Raw genomic sequence first — 6,600 nt, 5'->3', positions numbered from 1 at the left:
CCCCCCCCCCCCCCGCCCCCGCCCCCCCCCCCGCGCCCCCCCCCCCGCCCGCCCCCCCCCCCCCCCCCCCCCCCCCGCCCCCCCCCCCCCCCCCCCCCCCGCCCGGCGGCCCGGCGGCCGCCCCCCCCCCCCCCCCCCCGGGGCCTCCAGTGCGTTGCGGGTGTGTCGCCTACTTGGACTCGCGGAGCCGGGACGACTCGTCGTGCCACTCGAGCGCGGTCGCAGCGAGCTTGTCCTTGAACTCGGCGCCGTGGTGGGCGCAGAACAGGAGTTCACCACTGGCCATGGTGGCGCGGATGTAGGCCTGCGCACCGCAGCTGTCGCAGCGGTCGGCCGCGGTGAGCTGGTGGTTGTCGTTGAGTTCGTCGACGGGGAGGTCCTGCACGGTCTGGGTCATTGCTGTGCTCCTCACGGATCGCAGTACGGTGCGGTGAATGCACCCATTCCAACACGTCCTGGCTGGATGCCCGGCATCCTGAGGCCCCTCGTTCGCTCTGCGCGCAAGGGTTGTCCCCACGCCGAGGCACACCGGCCGTGCGCCCCGGCAGTGTCGGTCTCGATCGCTACGCTCGTCAGGTGAGCTCCGACTACTCCGCACGGCATCTCTCCGTCCTCGAAGGACTCGAGGCGGTCCGGAAGCGTCCCGGCATGTACATCGGCTCGACGGACTCCCGCGGCCTCATGCACTGCCTGTGGGAGGTCATCGACAACTCGGTCGACGAAGCCCTCGCCGGTCACGGGGACGAGATCGGCGTGATCCTGCACGCGGACGGATCGGTCGAGGTCTCCGACGTCGCCCGCGGGATCCCGGTCGACGTCGAACCGAAGACCGGTCTGACCGGGGTGGAGGTCGTGTTCACCAAGCTGCACGCCGGCGGCAAGTTCGGCTCGGGGTCGTACGCGGCCTCGGGCGGACTGCACGGCGTCGGTGCCTCGGTCGTGAACGCGCTGTCGGAGCGCCTGGACGTCGAGGTCGACCGTGGCGGCAAGACCTACGCCATGTCGTTCCACCGCGGGGAGCCCGGCATCTTCGACGATGCGCAGGGCATCGGACCGGACGCCCCGTTCGCGCCGTTCACGTCCGGCAGCGAACTGCGCGTCATCCGCAAGGTGAAGAAGGGCGTCACCGGCACCCGGGTGCGGTACTGGGCAGACCGCCAGATCTTCACGAAGGACGCCGCGTTCAGCACCGGCGACCTGGTGAACCGGGCGCGTCAGACGGCGTTCCTGGTCCCCGGCCTGGGGCTCACGATCACCGACGCCCGTCCCGCGTCGATCCGGGCCGCGGCGGAGCGAGCCGCGTTGGCGGCGCCCGCGCCGGCGCTGTCCACGACCGACGCCGACGCCGTCGCTGAGACGAGCGCGCTCGTCGAGCAGGGCCCGGTCATCGAGCGGTTCCGCTACGAGGGCGGCATCGGCGAGTTCGTCGAGCACCTGGCCGTCGACGGCGCGAAGACCGACGTCTGGCGCATCCAGGGCTCGGGCACGTTCAAGGAGACCGTGCCGATGCTCGACGACAAGGGCCACATGGTCTCGACCGAGGTCGAACGCACCTGCGAGGTCGACGTGGCCCTGCGCTGGGGCGACGGCTACGAGACGGTGTTCCGCAGCTTCGTCAACATCATCGCCACGCCGAAGGGCGGCACGCACCAGGCGGGCTTCGAAGCCGGACTGGTCAAGGCCGTGCGCACCCAGGTCGAGGCGAACGCCCGCAAGCTCAAGGTCGGCCAGGACAAGCTCGAGAAGGACGACGTGCTCGCCGGCCTCACCGCCGTGCTCACCGTCCGACTGCCGGAGCCGCAGTTCGAGGGGCAGACGAAGGAGATCCTCGGCACGCCGGCCGTCCGCCGCATCGTCGACTCGGTCGTGTCGAAGCGGATGACCGAGATCCTGACGTCGACCCAGCGCACCGAGAAGGCGCAGGCCGCGGGGTTGCTCGAGAAGGTCGTCGCCGAGATGAAGACCCGCATCTCGGCCCGCGCGCACAAGGAGACGCAGCGCCGCAAGAACGCGCTCGAGAACTCCTCGCTGCCGACCAAGCTCGCCGACTGCCGGTCGAACGACGTCGAGGGCACCGAGCTGTTCATCGTCGAGGGCGACTCGGCCCTGGGCACCGCGAAGCTCGCGCGGAACAGCGAGTACCAGGCGCTGCTGCCGATCCGCGGCAAGATCCTCAACGTGCAGAAGGCGTCCGTGTCGGACATGCTCTCGAACGTCGAGTGCGCCTCGATCATCCAGGTGATCGGCGCCGGCTCCGGCCGGACGTTCGAGCTCGACCAGGCCCGGTACGGCAAGGTCATCATCATGTCCGACGCCGACGTCGACGGCGCCCACATCCGCACGCTGCTGCTGACGCTGTTCTTCCGCTACATGCGCCCGATGATCGAGCAGGGCCGGGTGTTCGCCGCGGTGCCGCCGCTGCACCGGGTCGTGGTCGTGAACCGCGGCAAGCCGAACGACACGCTGTACACGTACTCCGAGCAGGAGCTGACGACCCTGTTGAAGAAGCTCGAGCGGTCGAACAAGAAGTACCTCGAGCCGATCCAGCGCTACAAGGGCCTGGGGGAGATGGACGCCGACCAGCTCGCCGAGACGACGATGGACCGCGCGCACCGCACGTTGCGCCGGGTGAACGTGTCGCACGCCGAGTCGGCGGCGAAGGTGTTCGAGCTGCTCATGGGCAACGACGTCGCGCCGCGCAAGGAGTTCATCCTGGCGGGCGAGGGCCTGGACCGCGAGCGCATCGACGCCTGACCGGTCGCCGACGTAGCGCCCGACGACGGAACGCCCGCGTCAGGCCTCGCCGCGCGTCCCGTCCACCGCGGCGGCACTGCCACCGATGGTGACGACCTCGGCGTCGAGCGGACTGCCCGACCCGTCGCGCTTGGACAGCCAGTCCGGCAGCGTCCGTGCCGCGCCGTCCGACCCGACCGCGTGCGGCGGCGCGACTCCGGCCCACGCGACCGTGAGCCCGTCCTCGCCCTTGAGGAACGCGTGCGCCCGGACTCCCTGGGTGCCGCGACCCTTCGCCGGGAACTCGGTCAGCGCCGACACCTTCGCACGACCGGCGTCGGTGCCCGGCAGGGCGCTCGACGTGGTCGAGACGGTGGCGACGACGGTGTCCTCGGTGACGGCGACGGAGCCGAACCAGATCACGCTGGCGCCACCGGCGAGCGACAAGCCCGCGACACCGCCGGCGGGGAGCCCCTGCGGACGGACCGCGCCGGCCGGGAAGCGGAGCAGCTGGGCGTTCGAGGTGACGAACACCAGGTCGTCGGACTCCGGTGCCTGGGCAGCGCCGACGACGTGGTCGCCGGGCTTCAGGCCGATGGCGGGGAAGTCCGGCTTGTCGGGCCAGGCAGCCGGGACGACGCGCTTGACGACACCCTGGGCGGTGCCGATGGCGACGGAGTCCGCGACGGCCGCGTCGAGGGACACGAGGGCGACCACGGTCTCGCTCTTCGGCACACCCAGGTACTCGGTCACCCGGACTCCGGCGTCGAGTCGCACCGACGCGGGCGGCACGGCGGGGACGTCGACGGGGGAGAACCGCACGACACGCCCGGTCGAGGTCAGCGCACCGACCTGCCCGCGGACGGTGCTGACGACGGTGGAGCGGACGGCGTCGTGCTTCGAGCGCTTCGGCACGTGGACGATGCCGGACTCGGCCGCCGGGATGTCGACGCGGACCAGACGTCCGGTGGTCGAGAGCAGCACGCGGCAGGGGGCGTCGGCGACCTGCAGCGACTCCGGGTCGACCGTGGCCTTCCGACCACCACGCACCGGGGCGTCGGCCTCGGTCAGGAGCGTGCGGCGGGGCGTGGCGAACTTGTCGGACACCTCGGTGAGTTCGGTCGCGACCTGGGCTCGGAGCCGGTCGTCCGACGCCAGCAGTTCCTCGAGCGCGGCGATGTCGGCGAGCAGCTGGTCGCGTTCGCCCTCGAGCTCCATGCGCGAGAACTTCGTCAGGCGGCGCAGGCGGAGTTCGAGGATGTACTCGGCCTGCACCTCGGACAGGTCGAAGACGTCCCGCAGTCGGCTCCGTGCGGCCTCGGAGTCGTCCGAGGTGCGGATGACCTGGATGACCTCGTCGATGTCGAGGATCGCGATGAGCAGCCCCTCGACCAGGTGCAGGCGCTCACGGCGTCGAGCGAGCCGGTACTGGGAGCGCCGCGTGACGACCGACAGGCGGTGCTTCACGTAGACGTCGAGCAGGTCGCGGAGCCCGAGGGTGCGCGGCGAGCCTTCGACGAGGGCGACGTTGTTGATGCCGAAGTTCTCCTCGAGCGGCGTGTGCTTGTACAGCTGCTCGAGCACGGCCGTCGGGTTGAAGCCGGACTTGATGCCGATGACCAGCCGGAGGCCGTGGTTGCGGTCCGTCAGGTCGTTGACGTCCGAGATGCCGACGAGCTTCTTCGACTGCACCCCGTCCTTGATCTTCTCGATGACCCGCTCGGGGCCGACGAGGTACGGCAGCTCGGTGACGACGAGCCCGGTCTTCCGGGGGGTGAGGTTCTCGACCGAGACCTTCGCCCGGGTACGGAACGTGCCGCGGCCGGTGGCGTAGGCGTCACGGACCCCGGAGAGCCCGACGATCGTGCCGCCGGAGGGCAGGTCCGGCCCGGGGACGAACTCCATCAGCTCGTCGAGGGTCGCGTGCGGGTGCATGAGCAGGTGCTTCGCGGCCTCGACGACCTCGCCCAGGTTGTGCGGCGCCATGTTCGTGGCCATGCCGACCGCGATGCCCGACGCGCCGTTGACGAGCAGGTTCGGGAACGCCGCCGGCAGCACGCTCGGCTGCATGATCTGGTTGTCGTAGTTCGGGACGAAGTCGACGACGTCCTCGCCCAGGCCCTCGGTCATCGCCATCGACGGTTCAGCCAGGCGGGCCTCCGTGTACCGGGCGGCGGCGGGGCCGTCGTCGAGCGAGCCGAAGTTGCCGTGGCCGTCGACGAGCGGCACGCGCATGGTGAACGGCTGCGCGAGTCGGACGAGTGCGTCGTAGATGGCGCCGTCACCGTGCGGGTGCAGCTTGCCCATCACCTCGCCGGTGACGCGGGCGCTCTTCACGTGACCGCGGTCCGGCCGCAGGCCCATCTCCGCCATCTGGTACAGGATGCGGCGCTGCACCGGCTTCAGGCCGTCGCGGGCGTCGGGCAGGGCGCGGGAGTAGATGACCGAGTACGCGTACTCCAGGAACGACCCCTGCATCTCCTCCGAGACGTCGACGTCCTCGATGCGCTCACCGTCGGGCAGCCCGACGACGTCCGTGCGTGCCATGACACCTCTCTGCCGACCCAGCTCGATCTGGAAGACTCTGGGGGTGGGAACAAGCGTACCGACGGCCCCCGACGCCGCCGTGAACCTCGCCGACGTGCTGCCGAGTTGCCTGGTCGCGCTGGGCGCCGCCGACGACGCCTGGTTGCGGGACACCGGCCGGGAGGCCCGGATCGCCCTCCGCCCCGCCCGTTCCGCGATCGTCGTCCTGGTCGACGGCCTCGGTGCGAACGCCCTCGCGGCACGCGCCGGCCACGCCCGGTTCCTGACCACGACGAAGAAGCGCCTGCGCAGCGGCTTCCCGACCACGACCGCGGCGGCACTGACCACGCTGACGACCGGCCGGCAGCCCGGCGAGCACGGCGTCGTCGGCTACAGCGGCTGGAACCCGGAGGAGTCCCGCGTGATGAACCTGCTCAGCGGGTGGGACACCGAGGTGCCCGCCGGGTGGCTGCGCTCCGAGACGGTGTTCACCGCGGCGTCCGGGCTCGGCGTGGACCCGGTCGTCGTGGCGCCCACCCGCTACCGGTCCTCCGGCATGACGGCGAACGTCCTCGGCGGCGCGCGCTTCGTCGCAGCCGACACGATCCCGGCCCGGATCGACGCCGCGCTCGACGCCACCGGCAGCGGACGGCAGCTCGTCTACCTCTACATCCCCGAACTCGACTCGATCGGGCACAAGCACGGCTGGCAGTCCGACCGCTGGACCGCGGCACTCGAGCTCGTCGACGCCGAGCTGTCCCGTCTGGACGCCCGGGTGGACCCGGACGTCGGGGTGCTCGTCACGGCGGACCACGGCGTGCTCGACGTGCCGCCGCACAGCAACGTCGCGCTGGACCCCGAACTGCTGGTGGACGTCGTCGGTGTCGCCGGGGACCCGCGCTGCCGGCAGCTGACGGTCGCTCCGGGGACGGACGTGCCGGCCCTGGTGGACGCGTTCCGGGCGTCCCTGGGCAAGCGTGCGGTGGTGGCCAGCCGTGACGAGGCCGTGGCCGCCGGGTGGTTCGGCCCGGTCGACGACGCCGTCCTGCCGCGCATCGGCGACGTGCTGCTCGTCGCGAAGGGGTCGTGGGCGTTCAACGACGACCGCGAGGTCCGCGACGGCACCGAACCCGGCCGGATGATCGGCCAGCACGGGGCGATGAGCGACGACGAACTGCTCGTGCCCTTGCGCCTCGCGGGCGCGTTCGCCCAGTAGAGCCCGCCGGTCCTGCGCCGGCCCCGACGGCATCGGGCCCGGGACCCGGCCCGAGACGGACAGGAGGCCCGGCCCCCCGGCGGGGGGGGGGGGGGTTTTCACAAATGGACCGGGCGCCGCACAGG

General features: G+C 71.7%; 4 protein-coding genes. 2 read left to right on the top strand and 2 right to left on the bottom strand.

All coding sequences use genetic code 11. From position 1 onward, the window contains the following. Positions 1-169 precede the first annotated feature (169 nt). Entirely contained in the window at positions 170-397 is a 228-nt protein-coding gene (locus tag QCD68_RS16610) for a DUF7455 domain-containing protein (RefSeq protein ID WP_111073283.1), read from the bottom strand. Between the two features lie 179 nt (positions 398-576). Between QCD68_RS16610 and QCD68_RS16605 the strand changes: the two genes are divergently transcribed. Next, positions 577-2,754, top strand: a complete 2,178-nt coding sequence (locus tag QCD68_RS16605) for a DNA gyrase/topoisomerase IV subunit B (RefSeq protein WP_301223819.1) — start codon at positions 577-579, stop codon at positions 2,752-2,754. A 39-nt stretch (positions 2,755-2,793) separates the two neighbouring features. Here QCD68_RS16605 and QCD68_RS16600 read toward each other — a convergent pair whose 3' ends face one another. Continuing rightward, complete coding sequence (locus tag QCD68_RS16600) at positions 2,794-5,280, bottom strand: DNA gyrase/topoisomerase IV subunit A (RefSeq protein ID WP_301223818.1); 2,487 nt, start codon at positions 5,278-5,280, stop codon at positions 2,794-2,796. 43 nt (positions 5,281-5,323) lie between these two features. Here QCD68_RS16600 and QCD68_RS16595 point away from each other — a divergent pair, with 43 nt between their 5' ends. Further along, positions 5,324-6,475: an alkaline phosphatase family protein gene (locus QCD68_RS16595; protein ID WP_301223817.1), complete on the top strand. Its 1,152-nt coding sequence runs from the start codon at positions 5,324-5,326 to the stop codon at positions 6,473-6,475. The last annotated feature ends 125 nt before the right edge of the window (positions 6,476-6,600 follow it).

It is taken from the genome of Curtobacterium sp. PsM8 (assembly GCF_030433875.1).
In the GTDB taxonomy this organism is placed as follows: domain Bacteria; phylum Actinomycetota; class Actinomycetes; order Actinomycetales; family Microbacteriaceae; genus Curtobacterium.
The sequence above is the reverse complement of the archived record's forward strand: the minus strand, read 5'-3'. Positions and strand labels throughout refer to the sequence as shown.